Below are 26,762 nucleotides of genomic sequence, written 5' to 3'. Positions count from 1 at the left end.
TCAGTCAGTCTTCAATGATCCCGTTTAATGTACCATTTTCACGAATTTCTGCACTTGTTTTTTACCCGTCCCGCTAAGCATTTGAATGGTGTAAATTCCAGTGGGCAAGGCTGATGTTTCAACCTGGTAAGGTTGTCCGGAGAACTTGACGTCTTTGGATAAAAGCATTTTGCCCGCTGCATTGCAAATCCGAAGTTTACTAGCTGTGGTTGCACCGCTTGCTTCCACGGTAAGCTGGTCAGCGACGGGATTGGGATATACCGAGAATTCATTCGGCTGGTCAATGTTGACGCTACGGATTGTACTGAATGCAAACGTTTTATCCAGATCAACCATTTTCAAACGGTATAGATTCTCGCCTTGCGAAGGGTTAAGGTGGATAAACTCGTAATTTTTTGCTTCGGAACTCTCCCCACTCGACCGAATCTGACCCAGCGTTTCCCAGGATTGGCCCGCATTATGGCTGTGCTGTATATCAAAATGGCTGCTATTCACCTCACTGCTGGTAGACCAGATCAACTGCACAAAACGCTCTTGTTTCCTGGCTTTGAACTCCACCAATGTAACCGGCAAATTGCCACATGATACTTCTACTTGTTGCTGAGAGTTGCATCCAATGCTATTATTGGCGATCATGACGTCGTCGGGGCTGCTCGTTTTTAAGAAAGCACATATACCCGCCACGGCGCAAGTGCCCAGATTTTCGTTATTCGTAATGGTGAGTGTCTTCAGCAGCGAAGTAAGACTGCTCAAATCGTTTAGATTTGAAAGCATTGGGTTAGAGTCCAATACAAGCGCACCGCTGATGGTTGTCAGGTTCTTCAATCCTTTAAGAGAAGTAAGTGCGCCATGGCCGCTTACATCGAAGTACAGTGTCACTGTTTCCAGCGTTTCAAGACCGGATAAATCGGTCAGTAAGTCATTATCGTCGATCACAAAAACATCCACGCTTTCAAGATTTCCAATCCCGGCCAGGCTTGTTAATGACGGATTACCCGCAATATATAAATAAGAAAAAGGCCCGAATGATTGTATGTTGTTTAACCCGGCGAGGCTTACCAGCGCACCATTCTCGGAAATTGCAAATCCATTGTTCAAGGTTGTCAAAGCGGAGAGAGCACTGATATCGGCGAGGTCCGGATTGCCCGTAATGGTCAAACCAGGCCCATTAAAATCTGTCCCGTCAATCGCTGTGAGGCCGTCCAATCCATTCAAACTAGTTAATCCTTGATTTTGCAAAATCAGAACTGGCCCGCTAATGGTCGTTATATTTTCCAAACCCTGTAAATCCGTCAGTGCGCTATTTGAGGCGATTTGAAGCCCGAAATATCCGGGCAATGAAGTGATTTTTGACAGCGCCTGAATGTTGTTTAGGGCGATATTATTAGCGATGATCATTGAACCGATCCTGGTCAAACCAGCCAGCTCGTTCAGGTTTGTCAGCCCATCATTATCGATGATTGCTAAATTCTCTTCCAATGTGGTAATATTCTCAAGACCTTTCAGATCCGTGAGTAAATCGTTGTTTTCAATCGTTATAGCTTGCGCACTTGTTAATTTCAGATCACTCAAAGTCGTCAATGCAGTATTGCCGTCAATGTAAAGACCACCTACCGTAGTAATATTTTCCAATGCTTTTAAATCTGTAATCAACGGACTTTCGCCGATACGGAGTGTGCCGCCAATTTCGGTGAGGTCTAAAAGCAGCGAGAGATCCGAAATCAATGTATTGCCAAGGATAATTAAATCGCCAGTGTAGGTTGTAATATTTTCGAGACCGGCTAGACTGATCAGTGACGGATTGTAAGATATTTCCATATCTTCATTTACAACTGTAAATCCAGAAAGGGCTTGAAGGCTGGTCAGGGCATCGTTATTCGATATCAAAAGATCGTTACCAAGCGTGACAATATTTTGAAGTCCCTGCAAATCCGTAAGCAACGGATTGCTCACAATGTTGATGTCTTCGCCCACAGACGTTACGGTCAGACCGCTTATTGTGGTCAGGGCATTATTAGCAGAGATATTCAGGTCATTACCTATGGACTTGACATTATTCAGGCCAAACAATGTTGTAAGCGCATCATTGCCATCAATCGAAAGTCTGTCCGGCACACTTGTAATTTGTGAAAGCGCTGATATATCCGCTAATACCGGATTGGAATAAAGTTCCAGCTCGCCACCAATTGAAGTAATGTTTTGAAGGCCGTTCAGGGTTGTTAATGCACCCATGTTTTGGATCAGGATGCTACCACCAACACTCGTAAGAACCGATAACGGAGACAGATCGGAAATGTCCGTAGGTTGGTCCCCTCCTATTAGGTACAAACTTTCGGGCAGCGTTACACAACCGGGATAGGTGCTGGGAAACGAATTCACATCATCTTGCGTGCCAAGGAAAACGGTGCTGGTGGGGCATTGAGCGAACGAAGCAAAAGGAAGCAGGAACGCAATGAAGCAGTAAAGTTTTTTCATAAAAAGGATTAGAGATGTCAAGGAATAGCTGAGTCAAAAAGAGACCATGATCTCTGGGGAAGTAGACTTTAACTCATGAAGTTCTGAAAGAGGAAATTGAGATTCTGCAAAGAACAATCATTAAATCTGATTTACCCAAACGTATAATGCAGCAACTGGAAACTTTATTTTTTCGGCTAAAATGCGGCAGCAGCTTGTTGAATAATGCTTATCACCATTTGCATACAATCTGCATTAAGCCTGGAAATTATTTCATTTTTCTTTAAGTGTATACCTCTTGTAAACCTCTATAAAACGGTCTGATGACGTTTTGTACCCTTCACTTTATTGTTGCCGCTCACCGCCCGCTTTAAGTTTGCATTGTCTTCCGGAACGTCAACTAGTGGCCCGGAAACACTGCATTCTCAATTACCAACATTCATTTATTAGTCATGAAAAAAAGATTTACCAATAATCACTTTTTAATTTTCCGCCAGACATTGTTGTCTCTTGCCATGCTGTTCTCAACATTCATAGCAACAGCACAAAGCAATTGGAATTTCGCCAGCGCCGAGTTGACAAATCAAATTCGCGACATTGCCTACGGTAATGGAAAGTATGTCCAGGTGGGCAACAGAGGGCTCATCAGAACTTCTGTCAACGAGCGCGTCTGGGACATGCAACAATCAGGTGTGGGCCAATCTTATGCTATCAATTCCATCACTTTTGCGAATGGGAAATTTGTCACGGTCGGAGAAAATGGCATCATCCTGTCATCCACGGACGGCGTTTCCTGGAACAAACAAAATTCAGGAACGCAAAAAGAACTGAAAGGCATAGCCTATGGAAACGGTGTTTTCGTTGCTGTGGGTGAAGAGGGCACGATCGTTTCCTCCACCGACGGAAGCAACTGGACAAAGTGCACATCCGGAACTACGAAGCATTTGAACGACGTAGCTTTCAGCGCCATCTTTTTCGTTGCCGTGGGAAGTGATGGCGAGATCAGGACTTCGCGGTTTGACAATATCGGCGTATGGACAAAAAGAGCCTCCGGAGCAGTTTATTCACTAAAAGCCGTCACAGCCGGTAAAGGCACCAATTTTGTGGCCGTGGGTACCAACGGGGCGATTATGTTCTCCTATAATGCATTCGACTGGACTCTTAGACAGGGACCAGCTAATTCATCTGGCTTAAACTGGATCGGCGTGACCTGTAATCCCCTGACGGGCATCTATGTGGCGATCAACGATGGATACAAGGTGGCAACATCTTCCGATGGAAGTAACTGGACTGCTCCACTGATCAATTCAGGTTCAGACTGTACTAGCACGCGGGTCCGATTTCTAGACGGCCACTATCTTACCTTAGGGGTAAGTCCGAGAATTCGCGCTTCCTACAACAATGGCAAATCATGGAGCTCGCCTATGCCCAATTTTGGGAAAATGAGCTTGAAAGGCGCCGCGTATGGTAATGGCCGGTTTGTGGCTGTGGGCACGGAGCCGCTGGGTAACATTTATGGCAATTTTGGGTACGCCAACCTGATCATCAATTCAGCAGACGGCATTCATTTCAGCGCATCAGAAACCAATCACCTGGTTGGCGGCGCGAAATGTTTTAATGATGTGACTTTCGGGAAATCGATGTTCGTGGCAGTGGGTGACGATGCATTCATTCAATATTCGGCCGATGGTATTTCCTGGAACTATGGCCAGGTAACATTTGGTAAAAAGCTGACGGGTGTCGCTTACGGAAACGGCCGGTTTGTCGCGGTCGGTTTAAATGGCTTGATCCTCTGGTCGGTGGATGCGAAGGTCTGGTATAAATCGAATTGCCTGGGAACGCTTTCGTATAGTGGCGTTGGGTTTGAAAACGGACAGTTTGTACTTGTGGGCGAAAAAGGGGTGCTGGCGACGTCTCAAATGGGGATGAACTGGGATTTTAAAGCGACCGGAACTACGAACGAACTTCGGAGTGTGGCTTATAGAAATGGCAAATGGGTAGCGGTGGGCACCAATAATACCATCGTCACGTCACTGAATGGTTACGGCTGGAAATCGAAAAAGCTTCCAAACAGCGCGGTCAGTTTCAATGACGTCTGCTATGCAAATGGACAATTTGTCGCTGTGAGTGCATCGGGAAACGTTTATACTTCTGCGAACGGTGATTTCTGGATGAATGTCACCAACTACGGGTTCAATTTTATGCTGAATGCCATTACGCATGGTAACGGTCAGTTCTTCGCGGTAGGCAATACTTCGCTTTTGATGACATCTCCCGACGCACCTGCCCCTGTACTTTCCGATCCGCCCAAAGCAATGGACTGCGTGGGCTGCCGCACTTCGGGAGAAGAGTCAACGGTAGAAGAAGGATCAGAGAATGAAGTTGATTTTAAGGTAGTCACTTTTCCAAATCCGGTAGTGGACGAGTTTCAGGTTGATATCCAGGGTGCTACGGGTGAAACCGTCAGGTTGACGCTCTTTGATCTGTCTGGTCGGACCATTTCAGACAAAACACTTCGCACGGGATCCGCTGCATTGCGCGAATCGATCTCAATGGGTCAGAAGCAACCGGGTAATTATATGCTCCGCGTGAGCACACGCACTCAAATGCAGACGGTCAAGATTTTTAAACAATAACTAAATCAATCTTATTTTTTGGGCCCGGATGCCAGAAATCCTGGTCCAAAAAACTATCCAAATGCAGCGCCACAAAATTTAAGCTAATCTTAAGGCCGACTTCATACCTTCAACAATTATATATACCGAATTTGCAGCTTAAAGAAGCAGTGGATAAATACCGGGCTTTTGTAAATTTTTAAGCGCATGAGAATCCTGATTATTGAAGACGAAAAGGGAATTCTTAATTTTCTTAAACAGGGGCTGGAAGAAGAATCCTATGCAGTCGATACGGCGTCGGAGGGAATTAGCGGGCTTCAAATGGCCTTAACCGGCGATTACGATTTGTTGCTGGTCGATTGGATGCTGCCCGGAAAAAGCGGGATCGAGGTATGCCGGGAGTTCAGAAAACAGGACAGAAAAACGCCGCTTATATTTTTAACGGCACGCGACACGGTGCAGGATACCATTTTTGGCCTGCAAAGCGGCGCGAACGATTATAACGAAGGTGTAAAACGAAATCCCGACCGGCAGGATAATGTCCGGCTTGGTCGCCTGGTAAGCGATGCCGACGCTGTTGAGAATCGCAGTAAAGTTTTCAAGAATAAACCCGCGCCTGTCTTTACAATTGAACTAAACCCTACCTTAGAACTGTAACTTATGGAGTGATCAATTTTAACTAACATCAATGGCGTCGGGTTTCTTTGCAGTTTTGGACGATATAACTGCGTTAATGGATGATGTTGCTGTGGCTACAAAAGTAGCGACACGGAAAACGGCCGGTATTCTCGGGGACGATCTGGCGGTGAATGCGGAAAAGGCAACAGGTTTTCTGGCCGAAAGAGAATTGCCGGTTTTATGGGCAATTACAAAAGGCTCGCTCGTCAACAAGCTCATCATTGTTCCTGTATCCCTGCTTCTGAATGCATTTTTCCCAGTCGCAATTACCTATATTCTGCTGCTCGGTGGCTGTTACCTCGCCTACGAGGGTGCCGAAAAGATCATTGAATATTTTTTTCACAAAAACGGTAAAGACGCGGAAGTTCCTGTCGCAAGGCACCAAGCTCCGGTGGTCATTGACGAAAAAGCGAAGGTAAAGGGGGCTATTATGACCGATTTTATTCTTTCCGTCGAAATCGTGATCATCGCACTGGAATCGGTGGCGACCGAAAACCTGACGATACAAATCATCACCGTCGCGACAGTGGCTCTGCTTGCGACCGTCGGTGTGTACGGCCTTGTTGCATTGATTGTTAGGTCAGATGACGCCGGTCATAAGCTGATCAACCGGTCGGATAAAAAAGGATTTCTTTTCAAAATAGGGAAAGTACTTGTTGGCGCGTTGCCTGTGATTATCAAAATCTTAACCGTCGTAGGTACCCTCGCTCTGTTGCTGGTTGCCGGCGGGATCTTTGTTCATAACATTCACTTCATCCACGACCTTTTCCCTGCTTTACCTGCCACATTAAAGGAATTTATCGTCGGGCTTGCCGTAGGATTGATCGTAGCCGGGGTTGTTACGCTGATCCAAAAGCTTGGTTTTTTCAAAAAACGTACACCGGCTGTCTAGGTCCTGATGTTCCCCATCGCATATCATTCGTGCTATAAATATCCTGTTCACAAACAGCATCGCTTTCCCATGGATAAGTACGAGCTTTTGCCGCAACAGCTGCTGCGGGAGGGTATTGCCGAGCCAGCTAATTTTTTCAGCTCTGATCCGCTCGATATGCAATCGGTCTACGCCGTTCATGAGCGCGAATATGCGGACCGTGTTGTGCAGGGAAGGCTGACGGGCAAGGAAATGCGGCGGATTGGTTTTGAACAAACGCCGATGCTCGCCGAACGCGAGCTGCGCATTGCAAACGGAACGGTCCGCGGTGCATTGATGGCATTTGAGACAGGCATTGCATTCAACATTGCCGGCGGTACGCATCACGCGGGACCGGCTCAGGGAGAAGGATTTTGCATGCTTAATGACCAAGCTATTGCCGCGCAATACCTGCTCGATCACGGGAAAGCATCCAAGGTACTGATTGTTGACCTGGACGTACACCAGGGAAATGGCACAGCGGCGATTTTCGCGCACGAGCCACGCGTTTTTACATTCTCCATGCACGGGACAAATAATTATCCTTTCCGAAAAGAAATAAGTGACCTGGATATTGGTCTGGAAGATAAAACAGGTGACAGCACCTATCTGAGGATTCTTTCCGAAACCCTGCCTGCATTAGTCGCCAATGTAAAACCTGATTTTATCTTCTATCAGGCTGGTGTAGACATTTTGTATACGGACAAAATCGGAAGAATGTCGTGTACGCTCGAAGGGTGCCGGCGGCGTGATGAAATTGTGCTGCAGCTCGCCCACAATCACAATATTCCCGTTCAATGCAGTATGGGAGGTGGCTATTCCGAACAGCTCCGCCTGATTATCGAGGCGCATGCGAATACCTATCGCGTTGCTGCAAGAATTTTCTGATTGTTCAGCATTATTACCGTCCATGCTTAACCGGGTAGCCAAGTTGTGCCCAAACCAGGATTCCTTCGTCAAGAATGGCCGTATGTTTATAGCCAAAGCGCTTCAAGGTATTGACAACCTGGACGGATGCAGCATGTGGGCAGGCGCAATACACAAACGCGGGCATCGGCGTGTGGTCCCTTCCCTCCGTGATCGTGTAACGCAGGAAGGCGTCGCTTGCCGTGGCCAGCAACATCGGATGGGCGAGCGCCGGGGCACTTACTCCCTCTCCTTTCGCACCGTGGCATGCTGCGAATTCTTTACATCAAAACGCACCGCATAAACACCCTGGCCGCGTTTTTTCAAAAATTTGCTGAATGCATCACCAGGTAAATTGGGCGCTTTTAAATGAAGCTCCTGCCCATCTGCTACTTTAAAACGAGCCAGGGTATCGCTATCTTCCAGCTCTTTAAAGCCAATTTTCCTAAATTCATCGCGCGCCGCTTTCAGATCTTGTACCACAATCAGCAAAGAAGCGATCCCGACTGCACCATTAGAATTATTCGGATAATAGTTGCGCCACATGACCGGGTTCCACCCTTCAACTTTCAATTCCTTATATGGAAAACCCACATACTCCATAAAATTGGGAAGATGAGCGGGCGGGTTAACCGTATCAAAATCAATCGTGCGCCATTGCGCTCCCCCATCGTCATAACTCCAACCTTTTGGCTTGCGCATAGCATTGCGGCCAGGCTTGATGGAATCGGTTTTCAATCCTCTCGACGAAAGTTGAATAAGTGGGGATATAGTTAGCCGCAGGATGTATTTCTCACTAAGAGAGGAATTTTGATCCCTTCCATGATGATCCCCAGGCCTACGATTTCGATAAGTTGGATGCTAAGCAATCGAGAGTTGGTATTGGTCAACTATATTTACGATATTCGAACGAATTAATACTACGTTTTGAGTGCTCCGACATCCTCTTTGCTTTGAATGAATAGGAAAACCAAGTTTATGCTACGCTTCCTGCAGGAGAGCCGATTTTTGCATTTGCTTTTTTTGTCCCTTTACGGGTTGACCATAGCCAGTGCGCAGAACCGAACCTTACAGCTAGCGCCGCTGAGCGGTTCTGAAAATTTTTCCCAAAATTCCATTCACTGCATTTTGCAAGACAGCTACGGATTTATGTGGTTTGGGACGCAGGATGGCTTAAATAAATATAACGGCTACGGAATTCAGGTTTTTAAAAACAATAAAAATGAGCCAACCTCGCTTTCTGCAAATCACATCACGAGCATCTGTGAAGACCTTGATGGAAATTTATGGATTGGAACGCGCACCGGAGGACTCAATAAGTATGACCGGGCCAAAGATCATTTTACCCGTTTTGTCAACAAAGAGGGCGATCCTCATTCCATCAATGGGAATCAGATCAATGTTGTCTGTAAGGATAGTCAGTCAAATATCTGGGTCGGTACGCCCAGTGGCTTGAACTTTCTCAAAAGAAATGCAAGATCTTTTCAGAACATCCCTTTGGGGCCATTGGATCAACCAGAAGAAGTACGCGCCATTTTTGAAGATAGCCGACAAAATATCTGGATCGGTACCAATCGCGGCCTCATACTTCGGAAGAAAAATGCCACTTCACTACAATATTACCGGGACCATGACTTAAAGAACCAGGACAACAGCGTCCTTTCAATTTCAGAGGATGACGGCGGAAATATCTGGATCGGATGTGCCGGCGGCCTCAAATTATTGGATAAAAAAACAGGCACCTTCCGGCAGTACGCTGTTGAACCGGACAAAAATTCGGTCGGCGGAATTAATCCGATCATTTGCTTGCTCAAAACCCGAAATAACCAGTTTTGGCTGGGCTCTAATACGACGCTCCAGCTGTTTGACGCCACCGACAAAAAGCTTGTTCAGCTGAACGATCGGACTGATGGCGAAAGCCGAATGCCCAATGACGGAATTTATTCACTTTTTGAAGACAAATCCGGCGTGCTGTGGATCGGGACATCCAGTCAGGGAATTTTAAAATACGACCCTAACCTGACCACATTTGAGTCCTATAAGTCCTCTCTTGCCAACATTCCATCCGCAAAAAATATTGTCCGGGCGTTGGCTGAGGACAAGGCAGGCAACATTTATCTTGCAACAGACGCAGGATTTGAATATTTCGACCGCACCCGGCTGACTTATAAAAAGTACACACACCAGCAAGGTAACCTGAATAGTTTGTCGAGCAATTACACCACGAGCCTGGTTTACTCAAAGAAAAACGGTCAATTATGGATCGGGACATCCGGCAATGGCCTGGACCTATTTAATCCGGGAACAGGTACTTTCAAGCATTTCACGAAAGGTCCCGGAGCGAAATCGATCAATAACAACTCCATCGATATACTGATCGAGGACCGGGCCGGCAGGATCTGGATCGGGACCGATGGTGGCGGTGTGAACCTTTACGACCCGGCTAGCGGCAATTTCGTCAAATATCTGCATCAGGAAGAAAACCCGTCCAACAGTCTCTGCGACAACACGGTTCTCGCGCTTCATGAAGACCGGAAAGGCAACATCTGGATTGGAGGGTATTCAAAAGGGATCAGCATTTTTGACCCGGTGCGAAATACCTTTTCGCAACTTAACACAGCCAACAGCACGCTGACCAGTGACGTTGTGGCCTGTTTCTATGAAGATTCGAAGGGTGACATGTGGATCGGGACGCAGGGCGGCGGACTGAACCGGTACAATCCCAAAAACGGTGCGATCACCAGCTTTACTGAGGAAAATGGGCTGGTCAACAATTCGGTCAATTACATTTCGGAAGATAAATCCGGCATTCTCTGGATCAGCACAAACCATGGAATTACCTCTTTCGACCCGATCAGGGGCACTTTCAAGAATTTCGGAAAAAATAATAATCTTAAAACGACGGAATTTAACCTGGGCGCCGGGATCAGATTGGCAAGTGGTGAAATTGCCATGGGGAACATCAACGGTTTTACAATCGTCGATCCTGCTCAGCTTACGTACAACAGCAACAAACCCAACATTGTACTGACCGGTTTGCAGCTCTTTAATAAGCCGGTCAACCTGAAAACGAGGAACGGTCCTTTGAAGCAAACCCTGTTAACATCAAAGGAAATAGTGCTGGATCATTCGCATTCCGTCTTCACGGTTTCATTCGCGGCCCTCGACTATACAAATCCCCAGGACAATCAGTATGCTTACAAGCTGGAAGGCTTCGATGCCGATTGGAATTATATAGGAAACGCACATAATGCTTCCTACACCAACCTTAATCCCGGCACTTACACGCTGAGGATCAGGGGATCCAACAACGATGGCCTTTGGAGTGACAAGGAAGCGAGCCTGGTCATCCGCATCAAATCACCTTATTGGATGACGTGGTGGTTCAAATCGGCACTTGTGCTGTTTTTTGTCGCTGGCGCTTACCTTTTCTATTATTATCGTCTGAAATTCGAGAGAAAACAAAAAGCAATGCTGGCGTTGCAGGTCAGGCGCAGGACGGAGGAAATCAGGGACCAGGCTTATAATCTTCAAAAGCTAAACCGGGAATTAATGCAAAATACGGCTACGCTCGAAGAACTGAATGACCGGCTCCTGGAACAAAAAGCGCAGGAGCGGAATGCCAGGCTCATTGCGGAATCGGCCCAGAAACAGGCAGATGCAGCTAATTCCGCAAAAAGCACTTTCCTCGCAACCATGAGCCACGAGTTGCGAACACCCATAAACGGTGTGATGGGGATGGCATCGCTGCTGACGGAAACCAACCTTGACAATGAGCAGAAGGAATATGCAGAGGCCATTTTAAATAGTGGGCAGTCGCTGCTGAGCGTCATCAACGATGTGCTTGATTTCTCAAAAATCGAGTCGGGAAATATAGAATTGGAAGCGCATCGTTTCGAGCTCCGGAGCTGTATCGAAGATGTGCTGGAATTATTCGGGCCGAAAATTGTCGAATCGGGGATTGATCTGCTTTATCTGATCGAAGACAATGTTCCGGCCTTTGTTTTTGGAGACAGCTTCCGGCTGAGACAAATCCTGATCAATATGGTGGGGAATGCAGTCAAGTTTACGCACCACGGAGAGGTACTGATTAAGATAATGCTTGGAGAGGTTTCTGATAACAAGTTTAAACTTAGGTTTGAAATATCAGATACGGGGATCGGCATACCTGCGGAGCAGCAGGGCAACCTCTTCAAAGCATTTAATCAGCTGGATTCGTCTGTTACCCGAAAATATGGCGGCTCCGGTCTGGGGCTGGTCATCTGCGAACGTCTGGTGAAATTAATGGGCGGACAGATTGAAGTCCAGAGTGAATTTGGACACGGGACAAGCTTTCACTTTGAAATCGACTGCGAGAACATTGAAACGCAGGAGCCTAACCTAAAAGCGCCGGAAAACTTATTTTTTAATGATAAGCTGGCACTGATCGTAGATGACAATGAAAACAGCCGGGCAATTCTTAAGAGTCAGGTTTCATCCTTAAAAATCAATGTGATCGCCGTCGGCTCTGGAACGGAGGCACTGGAAATCCTTTCGGGCGAGGCGCGGGTCGACCTGGTCATCGCTGACATGCAGATGCCGGGTATGGATGGACTGCAACTGTCTAAAAAAATCAGGGAGACTACAAGTGCAATGCCGATCATCCTGCTGGGATCGCTCAGGGACGAAAATCAGCGTAACTCTCAGTCTCTGTTTAGCTCGATCATCAGTAAGCCGGTACGGCAGGCGCAACTTTTTCGCTCCATCACAAACCTGCTCAAAACACAGGAAGCACCGAAACCAGAACAGCGGAAAACAGCGCTGTCGACCGAATTTGCGGGTCAATATCCATACAACATCCTGATTGCAGAAGACATTTTACTGAACCAAAAGCTGATCATCTGGATCTTAAATAAGCTGGGATATCAGCCCGACCTGGCCAATAATGGACTGGAAGTGATTGAAATGATGAAGCTGAACACCTACGATTTGATCCTGATGGACTTGCAAATGCCTGAGATGGACGGACTGGAAGCAACCCGGATCATCAGGCAAACTTATGGCTCGCGACCATTGATTGTGGCATTGACGGCGAATGCAATGAGCGAAGACCGGACGAAATGTATCGCGGCAGGGATGAATGATTATATGTCAAAACCCATCAACCTCGAAGTACTCACAAAATGCCTTACAAACCTGTACAACCAGCAGATAAGTGCCTCCTGAAAATATGTTCCACGTTCCTTTGATCAGCCTCGGCTAATATGAAAGTCGGCTTCATGGCTCTTCTTTTGATGATTTACGCTTCGGCGGGTTTGTCTGCACAAAACGTGAAAGGCACACTGGCAGGTAAGATAACGGATATCAACGGACTGCCGCTGCCGTTTGTGAGCATTGCAATTAAAGATTGGAATGTCATTACAAATACCGACGAGCAAGGCAACTATCTGATCAAAGCAGCTGCGGGAAAGCACTTGCTTATCGCCACAATGCTGGGCTTTGGCACAAAAAACCTTCCTGTGGATGTCAAGGCCGGCTCGACTGTGACCCTATCTTTCAACATGACCGAAAATCCTTTGGCTATCAGAGAAGTCGCCATTTCCGGCGTCAGGACGAAATCAGCCACTGCCACCCGGACACTGATCGATATCCGGGACATACCCCAATCCATTGCGGTAGTCGGTCAGAAGACCATTAATCAGCAAGCGGCTTTTGACCTGACCACGATCGTGCGCAATATCAGCGGGATTACTTTCTCGGGGAATTATAGTGGCGCGGGCTCTGCACAGTTTTTCAATGCCCGGGGATTCGACCTCAATGACGCGCAGAATTACCGGTGGAACGGGATGATGATCTGGAACTGGGGCAACAACTATGCGGACAACATTGAACAGGTAGAATTTTTGAAGGGCCCGGCTTCGATATTGTTCGGGGATGTTGCTCCCGGTGGGGTTTTAAACTTTGTTACCAAAAAGCCTCTTGCTGATTTTGGCGGCCGTTTTCAGCTAAAAACCGGTTCCTGGGGACTCGCCAGGACATCATTAGACCTGACAGGCCCGCTGACAAAAAGCCGGAATTTGAGGTTCCGTGTAAATGCCTCACTTGAAAAAAGCAAAAGTTTCAGGGATTTTGTCGGATCCGACCGAAGTTTCATTGCGCCTGCCCTATCCTGGGCGGTCACGCCGAAGTTGTCCATCAGTACCGAATCAGTGATACGTGCATCAAGCGCTACCGACGATGCGGGATTGGTGTCGCCGGATGGGACCATAACAGGTCTCAGGAAGCTCAGTCCATCCTTATATTTTGGAGAGCCTTCATTGAAATACCGGTTCAAAGATCAGAGCCACTTTTTGACAGCTAAATATGAATTGAATAATGCCTGGCGAATCGCGTTAAAAATCTTCGTCGCAAAAACAAGCAACCGGCCATTTGGGATATGGTTTGATCAGCCCGATGAAAAAGGTGATTTTGCCCGCCGGATTTATGGATTTAATCAAAAATCAAAAAATGGGACTGTCTCTGCGGACGCTTATGGCACCTTTTACAGTGGAGCGGTCAAGCATCAGCTTCTGGTAGGCGCCGATTATCAGGCTACCCACTATCGCTATACAAACGGGGGAGAACTAAGCGTGCTGGATACCAATAACATTTATAGCCCCAAACGTGCTCTGGAGCAGATTGAGGCCCCTGCTAAGGCTCCGCTCCGCCCCTATGTTTCCCTCATAGAACGTACCGGGTTTTACTTTCAGGACCAGCTGATTCTTTGGGACGAAAAATTGCAGATATTGCTCGGTATCAGGGCGGGTTTGACCCGACAAGGCAACCACTATTACCAGAATGAGCTTGCCGGCACAGCGTACGAAGGCTACCAGGATGACATTATTAACAAAAAAATTCTGACCCCCCGGGCGGGCCTTGTTTTTAAGCCCGGTCCCGGTTTGTCACTCTATACATCCTATTCCAAGGGTTACGAGATCAATTCGCCGGATGTTTTTGCAAAAAACTATAAAGACTACGCGACACCTCCGGCTACGATCAGCTCGCAAGTTGAAGCCGGTGCGAAAACAAACCTGCTCTCGGAGAAGCTTGGAGTTACGGTTAGTTTATTCCAAATCGACAAGCACCACCCGTACGGTTACGTGTATCTTGATCCGGTCAATCCCAATTACGACGAATACAATGTTTATTACGAAGGTCACCACCGCAGCCAGGGGGTAGAAATCGATGCAGACGGATTGCTGCTTCCGTCACTATCTCTCACGGCCGGCGCTTCTTTCATGCGAACCAGGGTAGTTTCTGATCCTGGCTATCCAACCGGCAATCTTCTGCCAAATGCGCCCAAAGTTGCCGCGAATATCTGGCTACACTATTCCCCTGTTAAAACATGGAAGGGCCTTTCTATCGGATCCGGATTGTTTTACAAGGGAAGGTTCTTCTCCGGCATTGCCAATGACCCAAAATTGCGAATCCCGAAAAGTTATACCTGGGATGTAAGTCTGGGCTATAAGTTCAAAAGTTACGAACTTCAGATAAATGCAATGAACCTGACCAACCAGGTCAGCTACCTCAACCCCTGGCAATTCAACCTGTTCGATGTAAGGCCGCTGAGGCAAATTATTGTAACGTTTAATTACAGGTTTGGCAAAAAGTAATGTTGCGTAATGAGAGAAAGCGCTTTCCAAGGCACTGACCTAGCAGGACAGATCACCATTGTAACCGCCGGCAATACAGGCATCAGCCTGGAAACAACGAAAACATTGGCAACCGCAGGCGCAACCATCATAGTCCCTGCAAGGGATATAGAAAAGGCCACGAAAACCTGGCGGGCATTGCCAACGTAGAGATCGCAGCCATGGACTTAATGGCGCCAGGGTGATCAATTTATTTTTTCACGGCATCAGCGTCTCGAGCTGGGCCATTACCAGCTAATCACTTCCCGATACAAAATTTAACACGCTCATTATTAAACAATTATAGATTTAAGGGACAATTGGGGGACAGGAATTATACCTACAACGGACAAACAGGTGTAAATATCGGCAGGCAAAAAAATCGGCACTCATTATGGCTGCACCAAATGGTACAACACTAGAACTTTCTGTTAGAGGATCCGAAGAAGTTGGCTGCTCTGGTGTGCGAATGAAATCTGGGATGCCTCACGCCTAATTATTCCTTATAATTTAACTATGTAAATAGACTTAGAGGATCATGTCACGTTCTCAAAAACTCACTAAGATGAATTAGGCAGAGGCATTGATTTTTGAGATAACAATCTAAGACCGATTGATTTAAGGTTAGCGTGTTCCCATTGACGTTAATATTTCTTACCCATATCCGACGTTTCATGAGACAGGCAGTGTCGTAATAGCATAGGGCTTGATTTTAATGGCATGCAACTCTTAGTCCTTAAATGCGTCTTTTTGTGAAATCATCTGATTGAAAGCTTATATGAGAAACATATTACTATTAATTGTCCTACTATTGTTAAAAAACGTTGTATTGGCTCAGCTCGTAACTCCTGATGGTTATGGGTTGAAGGAATACTCAATAACAGACAAGAACTTGGGCCTGATCCAATTCTATGTTGATACTGTACATATCCTCCGAAAAGCGCCTTTGTTTATTGAAGTCAATGGTAGCGGGGGACTTCCTTTATGCCTGTATATTCAGGGAAATAAATTTGTAACGACACCTACTACTTTCAGCGAAGAATTATTCAGCAAGACGAAAAATAAATATCACTATATCATTCTAGGCAAACCAGGCACCTCCTTTTGTGATACATTAAACCTCAATGTAAGTGTTGCAGAATATCAAAAGAATCCGTCACAGGTTGTATTCGCACATAAACCTTCAAAGGAATATACGAAACGCCTTAGTTTGTATTGGCGTGTGCAGGCGACCAAGATCGTTATAAGTTACTTAATTGATCACGGCTTTTGGGATAAGACAAAGATAGTAGCTTATGGTTACTCCGAAGGTGGTCAGGTGGTTCCCTCTCTGGCCGTTGAAGACAAGCGGATTACTCACATTGCTTCCGTCGTTGGAAGTGGGCTTAATCAACTTTATGATGGAATCATTAGCTGGCGCATCAAAGCTGCCAAGGGTGAGCTAACCCAGCAACAGGCACAGGATAGCGTAAATGTTTCCTTTGGGCGCATTGCAGAAATTTATAAAAATCCGACGGCGACGGATAAAGAAACAGGCGGCCATTCTTACCTACGCTGGGCAAGTTTCGGTACACTCATCCCCTTTGAGCAGTTACGCAAACTGACGATCCCAATATATATGATTGCTGCAAGCCAGGATGACAGTTCTCCCATTTACGGGCTTGATTATGTTAGGCTTGAATTTCTGCGTCTAGGGAAAACAAACTTAATATATGATACCTGCGTAGGCTGCAATCATTATTTAGGTGGTTCGGAAAATAGTAAGCCAACTAGTGGCAGCTACATCGATAAAATATTGGCCTGGGTAGAACAGTGATAGCTTTTTGTTTTTTTATTTAATCGAAACTATGGAGAGTTCTTCTCACATTTCCCGTTCTCATGAAACCCTCGAACGTGAGGCACCTGTCCATTATCCATCCTGGTTTTAACAGCAGCAGTGATCGGACTTTTTTTACAACAAACTTTCTTGAAAGTCTACTATTCATTTTATGCGAGAGCTCCAAAGAAGCTTTCTGCCGTCAGGAGTGGTTTTTCGTATGCAGTCAATATCTCCTGCTTCACAAAAAGATGTACCGTCACATTTGAAGAATGCTGGAACAGAATTCATGTTTGGGCAGCAGTTCCCAACTTCAAAAATGGTTTCGCCATTGACGTCGCCTCTTGCGATATAGAAGCAACCTTCTTCCTTGTCGCTACATTTGAATTGAGCACTCTGCTTTGTTAAATCATTCACTTTTTCTTTTAACCAGGCCACTTGCTCCAATGCATTATCAGATTGACATCCGAGGCTGTCAGTTTCATCTACTTCCTCAGTATGGCAGGAGGCTGCCGATAACACTACAAATAAAAAATAATATGCAAGATATTTCATGTCGGCAGATGGGTTAGTTTGTTATTGGATACTATTCCGCTGCCAATAGTTGGAGCTTGTGCAGTTTTTTAGGTAATCTCACAAAATGCTCGAAGTTAAGATTGTCCAGCCGCTTAACTCTTGTGCCATGTTGCGATAGTAGTATTGAAGGTTTTGAATGCAATTAACGATTTGTGTCTACATCGCTGACTGCGTTTCTAATATACATGGATGGTGTATGCTTTATTATATTTCGATCAGGCGAAGGATAAAGGCAGGGTGATATAATTCGTACGGGTCCACAATTAGACCAATGTAAACTTTGCCTTTGAACGTCTGGATCTCATAGATCAGTAAGTTATCCAAAACACTCTGATTGGCATCCGAAAGATGCTTGAAAGTGGAAACTTCTTTGGTTCGAAGTATATCGTCAATTAAGACGAGATTTTCATCTGAATAACCGAGGCCACTTAACAGATGTGTTTGTTGGATACGATCTTCAGAGAATTCAGGTGTTAGAGAGAACAGTTTGTTAATGTGATCGTGAAAATTCCCCATCTTATGATTGAGATATCTTCCAAAGTTACGTCCTGCAACGGATCTCACAAAACCCTCCAATCGTAAGACACATTTTCAACCTCAACCAGCAGGCTGCATTACGGGATTCTTTTGATCGATGTTATTTTGAGTAGCGGTTGTGAGGGCAATAGGGTTGGCCCACTAAAACATGGTATTCTCACTTCGCCGTTCAAAATATAGTTTGGCAATAGTGCATCTTGGCTTTCAGCCAAAGTATCGAGCCGAGTGCATAGCCGCGGAAAGCGAGATTAATTGCAGAACCAACACCATCCACAAAGTAGATTGCCGACGGCATATATCTACCACAAACAACCTACTTTTTTGTAAAGGATATTTTTTGAACAACCAATGCCAGGCTGGCTACATCAAGCGGATAAATACGTAGAGAAGTTTTCAAAAGAAGATGTTATTTACATAGCCAAATGAAAAATCTATGCTGGTATTTTAAGTAACTGAAAATAATATACTTACAAGGGAAATGCGTCTTCCAGATTGTTCAGAAGCGAACATTTAAATCAAAATACTCCGATTAAATTTGTCACTTTCGAGACAGTGCCACTTCACAGCGCTTCTCCCGAAATATAAAATACGTTGTCATCGAGTTTGTCGTATCCTTCCAATGTGAAACATACCGATGTTTGACAGTCACTACTGCGCTCGAATGCAACGCTCGTTTCATTATTCTCCTCTTTTGACTAATCAGTTGTGATATCATCAATCATTAGATTCGGTAATTACTAAACCCAACATGACTAGTCAAATGAAAATTTCTATCCACCTTTTTCTAGGTATCATTTTAAGCATCTTGCTGCCCATCCTTAGCTTTGCACAATCGCGAAATCCTGCGGTAGATAGCATGGGCGCCAATATGGGCAGGCAGAACTGGGGTGCTGCTATTCAATGGGCCCTGAAAGCGGCGGAAGCAGAGCCTGCCGACAAATATTGGCGCTACTTAAATGCAGCTGATTTCGCTAGCCGGGACCATAATGCGGATCTAGCAATCAAATATGCAACCCTGGTTCTCGAATCGGATATTGCAACTAAAGTATTTGGAAATAAGAGTTTCGATTGGTTGCGCCAGGACGTGCGTTGGATTCAGATCATGGACCGCGTAGAGCAGCTCAAAGAAAAACAACGCCAACAGCGGATCCAGGCGAGCCTCGTTTTTCGGGAGGACCAGCGACAACTGCTTCGCCAAAATAGTGAACATCTTGACTCTTTGACCAAAATCTTGCCTGTCGACATGCTCTACAAACGGATGCGAGAAGCTCGTTCGGCACATACCTATTCCCATCCGGGCCGGTACAAATCCCACTGGCTTGAAATGTCGGACTCACTGGAATTCCCTTATCTGGTACAACTGCCATTAGGTTTTGATCCCAATCGTCATTATCCAGCGATAGTAGTGCTGCACGGCGCTATCAACCGACAGACACAATTTCCGAATATGGTCGATAGTACTTTGACAGGATTCTTTGGCGAACCATTTGTTGAACAAGCATACCAGTCGGGTCTCATTGCCATATTTCCGTATGGCACCAACCGTTATAACTGGATGATGCCCGACGATGGATTCGGGCTGGTTCCAGAGCTGGTTAAGCAGGTTAAGAAAATGTACTCGATTGACGATCGTCGTGTATATGTGGCTGGGCATTCCAATGGCGCTACCGGCGCATTTTCATATCTTATGAAACAACCAAGCCTGTTTGCAGGGTTTGCCGGCGTTAACAACCGCCCGCAGGTACGCACCGGCGGTACTTTTATCAAGAATGGCATTAATCGGTCCTTTTACAATGTGGCTACGGACTTTGATTATTATTATCCGTTGGAAGCTCACCGGGCCGTCGCTAATCTGGCGAGTCAACTAAAAGTGAACTGGGAAAATCAGGAACTTTTGGGCCACCGAAAGCATTCCTATCTGATCAGTTCAAAGGACAGCGTCACGAAGGAAGTTTACCAAAAACTTTTTGCCAATCTCGTGGTCAAACAACGTGACCCGTTTCAGCAAAACTTGTATTGGGAATGTGATGATGTGAAACACGGACGCGTCGACTGGCTGGAACTGAATCAATTAGATACAATGGCACAAAAAATGCCATGGCAAATCAATCAAAATTTATCAGTTGCCGGATGGCGCCATGTCGTTAATCCGGAAGTTGTCCTGGATAGTACTTCTCAGGCTTTTGTATATCCGCGCCGATCCGGTGCCGTAAACGCTTCCTATTCAAACAATCGGTTTGAAATTGAAACCTCCCGCGTTAAATTGTTAACAATTTATCTGTCACCTGAAATGGTCGATTTTAGTAGACCTGTTCAAGTTGTAATCAATGGAACTTTAGTTTTTAACAGTGCCACCACAGCAGATCGTAACTTCATGCTTGGTACCTATATGCGTGATACCGACCATCAAGCGATTTGGACAAATCGTTTACAACTTACAGTTCCATAGGATCACAAACTGAAATCAATCTTATTCTACCGCTTTCATAGCATTCCTATGCTTGGATTCTCACATAATCCTCCCTTGTAAGACACCCAACCAATTTATTTTAGACGAATTGGCTTTTCTGTCCTACCTACATTTTATGAAGTCTTGTCTGTCAGAGCCGCTATTTTCCAGAGTAAGTATGCTGTCTGAAACAACAGTAATTTGGTAGCGGATATCTGGAATGGTTACGAGTCCGTTCGATATTCCGACATATCTCGCATGGAAGGTTTTTTCTGTCACTCGATATTCCCAAGGCTGTCCTTCGGCTGAGCGACAACTAAGCGAAGAATCGGATGCTATATAAAGGTAGTCTTCGTCGAATGTCCAACGAATTTGAGACGCGGGTGTTGACGAGCGTAATTTCCAAGTCCCAATCAAGTTATTTGTATTTAATGATACCTCTGATTTCTTGCAGCAACAAACCAGCACCATCAAAAGTAAATAGAGTAAAGCCTTCATCTTAGATAACAGTTTATACATGAGGACACTAATTATGGTCGAAACGTTGAATTTAGTTGAAAGGAGACCAGATGGATTCAGTCTCCTAAAACGCTCGACCACGAGACTAACTTCACTCGCCTGTCTGTGTTCTTATTAGCCGGAAATTTCGGACGTTTTCTGAGACAAATAGGTATTTTAGGGCTTGTATTACCTCAGGAATTTTGGATTAAAGCCGGTAATAAACTGATGTTAAGTGAGTATAACTATTTTTATATAACTTTATGTTGTCATTCGTTTTCGTAAGTTGATTAGCTGTTACGATGGTAGATTTAAAGACAAAAAAATACAATTCTGCAATCGGGCCTGAGTTATCTATTTCAATTTCTGGTCTGTCCATAGTTGTTAGCATATTACTTATCTCGAAAGGAGGTTGGGGCGGTTTTGCTATTGTTGCGTTAATAGGTGCTTTCTTTCTGCACTTGTTTTTGACTACATACTACCAAATCATTGGCGATCAGATCAGAATTAAATCTGGCTTTATAGTGGACAAGACGATACCTATCAGATCGATTACAAGGATAGTGGAAACAAGAAACCCCCTGAGCGCGCCAGCTCTGTCATTGAACAGATTAGAGTTGAAATATAATCGATATGACAGTATAATGATCTCTCCCAAAGACAGGATTAATTTCATAGCTGATCTTCTCAAAATCTCAGAACACATTCATGTTCAAGTATCTTATACGCCAAAGCACTGAGTTTTTATATCAATAGCTCTATTACGACATTGTAAGACTAATAGATTTGATACGTTTAGTAGCAGTCAAAAAACACAAAAGCGTTATAAAATTTTCGTTCAGGACTGCTTCTACCTAGTTCAGCAGCGGATCCGGAACGCAATGGGAAAAAGTGGGTTCTCCTTGTACAAAACCAAGAACTTTCACAAAACCCCTCTCACCCTCTTGTTCTGTGTTTTGTTGTTTAACATAAAATGAGTTATTCGAGCCCGGACTAACGATTCTCACAAAACCCTCGAACGTGAGACACTCATCCCGCCGCCCCGTCGAAGTCTGATCGGTCACAACTATCGGACGTTTCATGAGACAAGTAAAAAGAAATATTAGTCTATTGAATTTATAGATTATGAGCTAGTTTTGCCTGACAAACTAATTTTTTGTGTTCAGGCAGACCTATCCAAATCCTACAACGCTTTATTTGATAGCGTTTCTACTTCTGATTTTTGGAGCCGGTGATTTGCTTGCACAATCGGCTGATACCTTGCGCCGGGAATTGATCATTGATTTCGAAGTAAGACCCAGGGCTGAATATCGGGATAATTTTATGTGGACAGCTGCCGATACGGTTATGCCTGATCTATATACCACCCAAAGGAACCGGCTCAGCATTACTTATAAGACAAATTGGCTTCGTTTACATGCTTCGCCGCAGGAAATCCACGTTTGGGGTGAAACTGGACGCTTTTCCCATGTCGGGAGTATTAATTTTTTTGAACTGTACGCTGAACCTACTATTACTAAAAACTTTTCTGTAAGGGTCGGCAGACAAGCTTTGTCGCTCGACAATGGCAGGATATTCTCTGCTGCGCCCTGGGGCCAGCAGAGCCGCTCGCATGAGGGTATCCGGTTACTTTATAAGAAGAAATTGGAGACAGACCTAACATTAGTATTCACCAGGCCATATGGACAGCATTTCGATCCAGCCTATTCGCCGGTTGGCTCTCACACCTATAAATTTCTTTTTGTCCATCACTTAAAGCACAAGTTCAATAACAACATTACACTTACAAACATCAATGCAATGGATGTATTCCGGAGAACAACCGGCGACCGGCAATACTATCGACGTATCACCAATGGCGGACGACTTGAATACACCCAGGGCAGCATTTTCGGGACAGTGAACGCATACTATCAGTATGGCCAGAACGCAGCTTCGGAAAAATTACGCGCTTATTACATCCAACCTGAGATCAGTGCGAATACAGGAAGAACGTTGTTCCGGTTGGGTGCTGAAATATTGAGTGGTGAGAAAAATACTCCCTCTAAAAAGATATCCAATTCGTTCGTGCCGCTCTACGGAGTAGCTTGGAAATTCATGGGCAACATGAACCTGTTCACCCGGTTCCCGGCAGATGTCAATGAAAAAGGACTGATCAATCCGTACCTCTTTATTATTTACCAGGCTGGTAAAAGGCTTTCTTTGCGAGGCGATGCCCACCTATTTTACTCCCAATATCCGCTTATAAGTGAAGGCGAGGAAATCGCCGGTAAATATCTTGGCTTTGAAAGTGATTTGTCTTTGAATTACAAGCCCATCAAAGGAATAGAGATCATTTATGGCTTTTCGTTCACCATTGCTGACAAGCGCATGGAGCTACTCAATAAGGTTCCGGATGCTGGAAAAATACCCATATGGAGCTATCTGATGGTATCCTATACACCCCGCTTACTAAGCCGTAAATGGTTCAAACTTCAATAACCGTCTGGCAGTTACTTCCTCACAAAACCCTCGAACATGAGATAAATCGCCTGCACATTCTCGGTTGCTTCCGTGCATTAGATTTGGGATGTTAGGAAACAGCTAGAATACTAACTCATTGTTTAAACCTAATATGGCCACACGGAATTAAGGTTGAATCCATTTGCTCGCTAAGGCTAACTTTATAAAAAAGGGCTTTCTCTGTTAAGACGACCCCGGTTCGTATGGCATCAATATCGGCGAGAGCTTTTCTGACGGCGAGGTTGTCTTTTAAGACATCTCCGGTTTGTACGAGACCGCAGTCCACTCAAGAGCAAGGCGGTATAGAACAAAAACTCTTCCTTAGGATTGATAGTTCTTTGCAAGCTGGTCAATTTATAGAGGGTGATGCGCGCTTATAAAAACGGGAAACTGCTCAATAAGACAAGTGAAATTAGCACCGCCTACGATGAAGGAAAATCGTCAGGCAGCGGCTTTGAGGGCAGTACCTTCATTTTACCGATCAGGCTGGGGATCAACGCAGACGACGGGGTGACGACGACCGTCCGGTAGCTCCTCTGGTCGACGGCGACTCCGTTTATGCAAAGATTCATTCGATTAACCTGGTTTCCTTTAACTATTTGGCTGAGGTCATTTCTCAAGCCGACCGGAGAGGCGGCATCTCGGAGCTGTTCACCTCTGCCCCGCTGGCGAACGTATCCATCAATATTGTCAACTCAAAGGCAAACGGATCGACCGTCGTCGGATTTTTCAATGTCGCTGCAGTGGCCGGGCAAGGGAAGAAATTTACTTCTGACCCAAGCACCTCAGCACCGAAGCAACCATTAAAACCATGTTAATGTCACGGAACAATGGCTAGCTGGCCACGTATTTCTCCGCCGGGATACATCGGCGTGTGAAGATTTGTGTAAAGGTTTCCGGTCTGCAAAGCTGTCACCTGAGCATCTGTGAGGGCCACTTCGTAGACAATCGGACTTGTGGCAACAGAAAGAAATGGAATGGTCACGGGTCCATTGGTACCAGCTGCCCCGGTATGAATATGCCCGGCTGTGGGAACAAGTCCGGTGTAGGTGAGGCTGAATTTTAATAATTTGGTGGTTGGGTCAAATGTCCCTGAAAACTTGCCGCTTGCTTGCGTATTATTGGCCGGGACCTCATTGGCTCCGGATAGGGTTGTTTCTACCTTCTGGATTGCTGGCAGATCATGATCGTCGCATTTTAAAGCAATGAGTGGTAATAAAAAGAGGAACAGCAGAGTAAACTTCTTCATAGTAGTAAGATTTATTTGTGTAAATGAAGACTCCAATTCAATCAGTATTAACTAACGCGCTCCTAATCAGCCACTCTACTCCATAAATATAGTGTAAAGTAATAGACATCACACAACTGTCATCCAAAATCCGCGTGTCGGCAATGAAATCCACTTACTCGTCGCCATCCACTTGCGGGCCTGAAAACTTAACCCAGATTAAAGGGATTTTCAAGTTTTTCGGTACATGACAAGCAAGCTGACTTCCAAACAAAAAATGGCAACTGGCGATTAAGCTGCTGCTGAGGTACTCGCATCTGCTTTTTTATTTAAATATGCACTGGTGGAAGCTATATATCGATAAAATATTGGCCTGGGCAGAACAGTAATATGGTTTTGTCGATTATTTAATCGGAAACATGGAAAGTCTAGCTCATTTTCCGTTCTTGCAAAACCCTCGACGTGAGACAGAAACCCCATGGCAACTTATCCAGATCAGCCGCAATATTCGGACGTTATTTGAGACAGGTACTATGGGTTTCTTCGCCCAGGAACTAGCTATACTGGCGCAGATATCGCTATTACCGTTGGTTGGACAAATGTTTCGCTGACCTCCCGTAATATAAGTAAATCAGCGTTCCTAGAAATGGAAAGAAAAGAATTACAATCAACCAAAGTAGTTTTGGGATTGCGGGTAGATCTTTATTAGAAAATAGATCGACGACCGTCCATATCACAACTGAGTAAAATAGTATTGCAATCGAAATCAGAAAAAGCTCCTGATCTCCGAGTCCAAACAATGAGGTCAATATGGCCATACTGATTAATAAGTAGTTGGATAACAGCATAAATATAAAGATTGGATACTTATTTCAAAATAGCATCTCATCTTTTTATCATTATTGTCTGTTCTCACAAAACGCTCTTTTGAAGCGGGGAATAGTATCAATCCGCAGTAGCTGAGTTCCGAAGAGCTACAGGATAATTGTTGAGTATAGCGATAATACCTATTGTCTCAGTTACTTTTACGACAACACCAATGCTATTAATTTTATCCGCCCATAACATGGCAATTTGGCAATACCATTTCATTTTAGTTCCTGCGGCCAGTATCGATACGGTCAACTTTGATGATTTTCAAACTTCTGATGGACTGGTGGATGATGAACGCTTTTGGACAGTATTCCCAATGGATGTGTCAGCTTTCATGCCCATAAAGACATTTATACCGCAAAAGCAATCATGGAGTGAAAACATAGTACAGTTTGGTGAACTGGACAAAAGTTGTTGTGAGATTTTTATGGAAGACCAGCGCGTAGTGAGCGTTCGCTTTCGTGTAGATTTTACATCGGACTACTCAAGCTTACTGGATTCAATGATAGAATTCTGCTTATTCAATGGTATCTCAATTCTTGATGAGCATCTTTCTTCGGTGCCGCTTAATGCTTTGGCAATAGCGTTGCTAATGCAAGATTCGCCTCAATTTCATATGATGAATAAATTGAGAAGGTAAGTGTCGTTGCGCAAATGATCGATGCGCTTACTAAATCCAGCTGTAGATTCGAGAACAAAGGAGAGATGAAAGCCCTCATTTTTCAAAGCAGCCAGCTATATTGAAAAGACAATATGCCCTCATTATGAGTTCTTTAGCTGTTACGCGGAATTAAATATCCTAACAAATCGATCAATCTCACAAAACGCTCCAAGATGAGACAGCCATCCCACCCTCAACGCATGCCGAGCAATCGCAAGAACGGGACGTATTGAGCGACGGTATTGCCCTGAGGCCCAGATTCGCAAGCTTGTCGGCGGTTCTCGGGCAGAAAAAGAACTTGTCATTACGATAATGGGGCACCAAGAATATACGAATAGCAATTCTGTCCTAACGATTTGTCCCCGGTCGTTTTTGATGTCTTTATTAAGCCGAAATAACCTCAAAGAATT

Annotated in this window: 18 protein-coding genes; 13 read left to right on the top strand and 5 right to left on the bottom strand. The window is 45.1% G+C overall.

What is annotated here, in order from left to right; genetic code table 11:
- Positions 1–24: 24 nt before the first annotated feature.
- Entirely contained in the window at positions 25–2,475 is a 2,451-nt protein-coding gene (locus FEN17_RS02385) for a T9SS type A sorting domain-containing protein (protein WP_138363705.1), read from the bottom strand.
- A gap of 431 nt (positions 2,476–2,906) precedes the next feature.
- Between FEN17_RS02385 and FEN17_RS02380 the strand changes: the two genes are divergently transcribed.
- The 4 genes from FEN17_RS02380 (at position 2,907) to FEN17_RS02365 (ending at position 7,545) form a co-directional block, all read left to right on the top strand.
- Complete coding sequence (locus tag FEN17_RS02380; RefSeq protein WP_138363704.1) at positions 2,907–5,090, top strand: DUF6242 domain-containing protein; 2,184 nt, start codon at positions 2,907–2,909, stop codon at positions 5,088–5,090.
- A 186-nt stretch (positions 5,091–5,276) separates the two neighbouring features.
- A complete protein-coding gene (locus tag FEN17_RS02375) occupies positions 5,277–5,726 on the top strand; it encodes a response regulator (protein WP_138363703.1) in 450 nt (149 codons plus the stop codon).
- Positions 5,727–5,757: 31 nt separating this feature from the next.
- Positions 5,758–6,639 carry a DUF808 domain-containing protein gene (locus FEN17_RS02370; RefSeq protein WP_138363702.1) on the top strand — a complete coding sequence of 294 codons (882 nt, stop codon included), beginning with the start codon at positions 5,758–5,760 and terminating at the stop codon, positions 6,637–6,639.
- A gap of 69 nt (positions 6,640–6,708) precedes the next feature.
- A complete protein-coding gene (locus FEN17_RS02365; protein WP_310589744.1) occupies positions 6,709–7,545 on the top strand; it encodes a histone deacetylase family protein in 837 nt (278 codons plus the stop codon).
- 258 nt (positions 7,546–7,803) lie between these two features.
- On the opposite strand, the gene FEN17_RS02360 is transcribed toward FEN17_RS02365, so the two are convergent.
- A complete protein-coding gene (locus tag FEN17_RS02360; protein ID WP_138363700.1) occupies positions 7,804–8,301 on the bottom strand; it encodes a hypothetical protein in 498 nt (165 codons plus the stop codon).
- Between the two features lie 240 nt (positions 8,302–8,541).
- On the opposite strand from FEN17_RS02360, the gene FEN17_RS02355 reads away from it, so the two are divergent.
- The 4 genes from FEN17_RS02355 to FEN17_RS02340 all read left to right on the top strand — a co-directional run bounded on the left by FEN17_RS02355 (position 8,542) and on the right by FEN17_RS02340 (position 17,028).
- The gene (locus tag FEN17_RS02355; protein ID WP_171037818.1) at positions 8,542–12,768 is read left to right on the top strand and encodes a hybrid sensor histidine kinase/response regulator; all 4,227 of its coding nucleotides are present in this window, start codon (positions 8,542–8,544) and stop codon (positions 12,766–12,768) included.
- Between the two features lie 38 nt (positions 12,769–12,806).
- Positions 12,807–15,194, top strand: coding sequence for a TonB-dependent receptor (locus FEN17_RS02350; RefSeq protein WP_138363698.1), 2,388 nt, complete (start codon positions 12,807–12,809; stop codon positions 15,192–15,194).
- A gap of 9 nt (positions 15,195–15,203) precedes the next feature.
- Positions 15,204–15,383, top strand: coding sequence for a hypothetical protein (locus FEN17_RS02345; RefSeq protein WP_205748091.1), 180 nt, complete (start codon positions 15,204–15,206; stop codon positions 15,381–15,383).
- A gap of 607 nt (positions 15,384–15,990) precedes the next feature.
- Complete coding sequence (locus FEN17_RS02340) at positions 15,991–17,028, top strand: alpha/beta hydrolase family protein (RefSeq protein WP_138363697.1); 1,038 nt, start codon at positions 15,991–15,993, stop codon at positions 17,026–17,028.
- A gap of 165 nt (positions 17,029–17,193) precedes the next feature.
- Here the strand turns inward: FEN17_RS02340 and FEN17_RS02335 are convergent, their stop codons facing one another.
- Positions 17,194–17,583: a hypothetical protein gene (locus FEN17_RS02335; protein WP_138363696.1), complete on the bottom strand. Its 390-nt coding sequence runs from the start codon at positions 17,581–17,583 to the stop codon at positions 17,194–17,196.
- A 1,318-nt stretch (positions 17,584–18,901) separates the two neighbouring features.
- Here FEN17_RS02335 and FEN17_RS02330 point away from each other — a divergent pair.
- The 4 genes from FEN17_RS02330 (at position 18,902) to FEN17_RS27190 (ending at position 24,121) form a co-directional block, all read left to right on the top strand.
- A complete protein-coding gene (locus tag FEN17_RS02330; RefSeq protein WP_138363695.1) occupies positions 18,902–20,590 on the top strand; it encodes an alpha/beta hydrolase family protein in 1,689 nt (562 codons plus the stop codon).
- 800 nt (positions 20,591–21,390) lie between these two features.
- Positions 21,391–21,828, top strand: a complete 438-nt coding sequence (locus FEN17_RS27940; RefSeq protein WP_138363694.1) for a PH domain-containing protein — start codon at positions 21,391–21,393, stop codon at positions 21,826–21,828.
- Between the two features lie 457 nt (positions 21,829–22,285).
- Positions 22,286–23,569 (top strand): alginate export family protein, encoded by a 1,284-nt coding sequence (locus FEN17_RS02320; RefSeq protein WP_229208658.1) that lies wholly within the window; start codon positions 22,286–22,288, stop codon positions 23,567–23,569.
- Positions 23,570–23,956: 387 nt separating this feature from the next.
- The gene (locus tag FEN17_RS27190; protein WP_171037816.1) at positions 23,957–24,121 is read left to right on the top strand and encodes a hypothetical protein; all 165 of its coding nucleotides are present in this window, start codon (positions 23,957–23,959) and stop codon (positions 24,119–24,121) included.
- A gap of 289 nt (positions 24,122–24,410) precedes the next feature.
- On the opposite strand, the gene FEN17_RS02315 is transcribed toward FEN17_RS27190, so the two are convergent.
- Together FEN17_RS02315 and FEN17_RS27935 are read right to left on the bottom strand one after the other, a co-directional pair.
- The gene (locus tag FEN17_RS02315; RefSeq protein WP_138363693.1) at positions 24,411–24,839 is read right to left on the bottom strand and encodes a CHRD domain-containing protein; all 429 of its coding nucleotides are present in this window, start codon (positions 24,837–24,839) and stop codon (positions 24,411–24,413) included.
- A gap of 560 nt (positions 24,840–25,399) precedes the next feature.
- Positions 25,400–25,636 carry a PLD nuclease N-terminal domain-containing protein gene (locus tag FEN17_RS27935; RefSeq protein ID WP_171037815.1) on the bottom strand — a complete coding sequence of 79 codons (237 nt, stop codon included), beginning with the start codon at positions 25,634–25,636 and terminating at the stop codon, positions 25,400–25,402.
- A 248-nt stretch (positions 25,637–25,884) separates the two neighbouring features.
- On the opposite strand from FEN17_RS27935, the gene FEN17_RS02305 reads away from it, so the two are divergent.
- Complete coding sequence (locus FEN17_RS02305) at positions 25,885–26,331, top strand: hypothetical protein (RefSeq protein WP_138363691.1); 447 nt, start codon at positions 25,885–25,887, stop codon at positions 26,329–26,331.
- The last annotated feature ends 431 nt before the right edge of the window (positions 26,332–26,762 follow it).

This window comes from Dyadobacter luticola (assembly GCF_005860805.1).
Taxonomy (GTDB): Bacteria; Bacteroidota; Bacteroidia; order Cytophagales; family Spirosomataceae; genus Dyadobacter; species Dyadobacter luticola.
Note: the sequence above shows the minus strand (reverse complement) of the source record. Positions and strands in the feature narration are given on the sequence as shown.

Bases quoted from the DNA above. Each gene is read 5' to 3' on its own strand.
- FEN17_RS02385 (WP_138363705.1), bottom strand. From the start codon at position 2,475: ATGAAAAAACTTTACTGCTTCATTGCGTTCCTGCTTCCTTTTGCTTCG.
- FEN17_RS02380 (WP_138363704.1), top strand. From the start codon at position 2,907: ATGAAAAAAAGATTTACCAATAATCACTTTTTAATTTTCCGCCAGACA.
- FEN17_RS02375 (WP_138363703.1), top strand. From the start codon at position 5,277: ATGAGAATCCTGATTATTGAAGACGAAAAGGGAATTCTTAATTTTCTT.
- FEN17_RS02370 (WP_138363702.1), top strand. From the start codon at position 5,758: ATGGCGTCGGGTTTCTTTGCAGTTTTGGACGATATAACTGCGTTAATG.
- FEN17_RS02365 (WP_310589744.1), top strand. From the start codon at position 6,709: ATGGATAAGTACGAGCTTTTGCCGCAACAGCTGCTGCGGGAGGGTATT.
- FEN17_RS02355 (WP_171037818.1), top strand. From the start codon at position 8,542: ATGCTACGCTTCCTGCAGGAGAGCCGATTTTTGCATTTGCTTTTTTTG.
- FEN17_RS02350 (WP_138363698.1), top strand. From the start codon at position 12,807: ATGAAAGTCGGCTTCATGGCTCTTCTTTTGATGATTTACGCTTCGGCG.
- FEN17_RS02345 (WP_205748091.1), top strand. From the start codon at position 15,204: ATGAGAGAAAGCGCTTTCCAAGGCACTGACCTAGCAGGACAGATCACC.
- FEN17_RS02340 (WP_138363697.1), top strand. From the start codon at position 15,991: ATGAGAAACATATTACTATTAATTGTCCTACTATTGTTAAAAAACGTT.
- FEN17_RS02335 (WP_138363696.1), bottom strand. From the start codon at position 17,583: ATGAAATATCTTGCATATTATTTTTTATTTGTAGTGTTATCGGCAGCC.
- FEN17_RS02330 (WP_138363695.1), top strand. From the start codon at position 18,902: ATGAAAATTTCTATCCACCTTTTTCTAGGTATCATTTTAAGCATCTTG.
- FEN17_RS27940 (WP_138363694.1), top strand. From the start codon at position 21,391: ATGGTAGATTTAAAGACAAAAAAATACAATTCTGCAATCGGGCCTGAG.
- FEN17_RS27190 (WP_171037816.1), top strand. From the start codon at position 23,957: ATGCGCGCTTATAAAAACGGGAAACTGCTCAATAAGACAAGTGAAATT.
- FEN17_RS02315 (WP_138363693.1), bottom strand. From the start codon at position 24,839: ATGAAGAAGTTTACTCTGCTGTTCCTCTTTTTATTACCACTCATTGCT.
- FEN17_RS27935 (WP_171037815.1), bottom strand. From the start codon at position 25,636: ATGGCCATATTGACCTCATTGTTTGGACTCGGAGATCAGGAGCTTTTT.
- FEN17_RS02305 (WP_138363691.1), top strand. From the start codon at position 25,885: ATGGCAATTTGGCAATACCATTTCATTTTAGTTCCTGCGGCCAGTATC.